General features: G+C 61.2%; 3 protein-coding genes. All 3 read left to right on the plus strand.

The annotated features are described in order from the left end of the window. Nucleotides 1-260 (plus strand): hypothetical protein (locus tag VBE63_RS28660; protein WP_323686383.1); only part of this gene is annotated, 260 nt, incomplete at its 5' end. Nucleotides 261-566: 306 nt separating this feature from the next. After that, nucleotides 567-1,184, plus strand: coding sequence for a DUF433 domain-containing protein (locus tag VBE63_RS28665; protein WP_323686384.1), 618 nt, complete (start codon nt 567-569; stop codon nt 1,182-1,184). After that, nucleotides 1,168-1,545, plus strand: a complete 378-nt coding sequence (locus VBE63_RS28670) for a DUF5615 family PIN-like protein (RefSeq protein WP_323686385.1) — start codon at nt 1,168-1,170, stop codon at nt 1,543-1,545. The genes VBE63_RS28665 and VBE63_RS28670 overlap by 17 nt, the downstream gene beginning before the upstream one ends. Nucleotides 1,546-1,780 lie beyond the last annotated feature (235 nt).

Consider the following 1,780-nt stretch of genomic DNA (forward strand, 5'->3'; position numbering starts at 1 on the left):
TCGCCATTGAGCTGATCACGTATCCGCTCCGTCATTCCGGCTGGAAGCCGGAATCCCGCGCAAGGAAAGCAAACTCACAGCAGGCACGGAAGACGTGTCAGGGCTTGCAACCCAGCAGATTAAGCGCCTTCGACGGGCGCGGCTTTTGTGTGGCGGGCGCCTTTCTCGGCTGGCTTCCTGGCTTCGCGGAGCACCTGGAGCCAGGCGGTGCCGTCGGCAGTGAGCAGGAGCTGATCACCCAGGTCTTCCAACTGCTGTAGATCGGCGATCTTGGCCAGCAGGGACACGCTTTGCTCTGCGATGGCCGGGCCAAAGCGGCGCGCACGATGGCCATCGTCTCGCCTGAGCCACAACTGGCATCGCCTGGGTGTTGAGCCAAGCCGACAGCGGCCAACGGGATGGCCAATTCGGTGGCCAACGGGCTGCCCAAGCGCGCGAACGGGCGGTGGCGCGGTTTTCCGATGCGGTGGTCGCCGCAGAGTATCGAGCGTTGTCCGATTGGCTTGTTTAAACCGGCTGAGCCTGTAAAAATATGCAACATCATGAGTCATATTTAAGGCTTTCCAATGTTGGCCACCTATGAGACGCGCATCGCGGCCGCGGCAGCCGCGCAAGACCCGAAGCAACTCCGCCAGGAGTTTTCACGCGTATTGCATCAGCAGGCTGGCGCCGATGGTCGCAGGCGGCATCGTCTGGCCTTCCGCGAGGTGTTGTATTTCAAGCTGAAGGGCTCGCTGGAGGCCGAGGGCCTGCAGTTGAGCCCGGACGATCGGCGCGCCCTGTATGCCGTGCTGACGGTAAAACACCATGCCGAGGGCGGTTGGGCACGCAAGGGCCGCAGGCTAAAGCGCGCAGGCGAAGTGCCGGTGACGCTGGATCTGACCAAGATTGTCCGTAGCACCCAACAGGCGTTGCGCATCGCTCGGCGCGGTGCGTCGCTGCTCGATCAGAACGACGCGGTCTGTTCGGGCGAGCCCGTGTTCAAGGGAACGCGAGTTCCGCTGGCGCAGTTGGTTGAACAGTTCCGGGCAGGTGTCGCTTTCGCCGACATCGCGGAAGATTACCCGCAGCTCGACGACAAGGCCATACGGTATGCGCAGTTGAGTGCGCGCATGGGCCAAGCGCCAGGCCGGCCGGCCAAGCCCTTGACCGTGCGACGGACCGCAATTGAAGCTGCTGATTGACGAGAACCTCTCGCCGCTGTTAGCGCGCTGGGCCAATGAGCAGGGCATCGAAGCCAGTGCTGTGATTCATGTAGGTCTGCAGGGCAAGCCGGATAGTCAGATCTGGCAGTACGCCTACAAGCACAGCCAGATCGTCGTCACCGTCAATGTCGGTGATTTCATCAGCCTGGCGCAAAATATCGATCTGCACCCCGGTGTCATTGCCTTTCGCGAAGCGGGTCTTGATCGCGTTGCGCAATGGGCCAGATTGTATGAAACAATCCAATATACAGAAGCCAATTGCGATGGGGATCTGACCAACCAAGTGCTGGAAGTGCGAGGTATTGGTGATTTGGTGTTGCATGCGATTCCGGAAGCCTGAGTGTTGACTAGACCGGCTACCTGGCCCTGAAGACAGCTCGCATGGTAGCCGATGCTTGGGCAGTGGGTCTTGCGTGTTGTCCGCGGAACGCGGATGAGGTCTGTCACGGAGCGCCCTAGTGGAGGTCGGAGGCGCTCACCAGGTCTTGGGCTGAAAGCCGGCGTCGTTGCGGATCTCGACCGCTTGTCCGGATTGGGCGAGCACGAAGAGGCCTTTGCGGTCGGCGTAGCGTCCA

The sequence above is a fragment of the Lamprobacter sp. genome (assembly GCF_034860625.1).
GTDB lineage: Bacteria > Pseudomonadota > Gammaproteobacteria > Chromatiales > Chromatiaceae > Lamprobacter.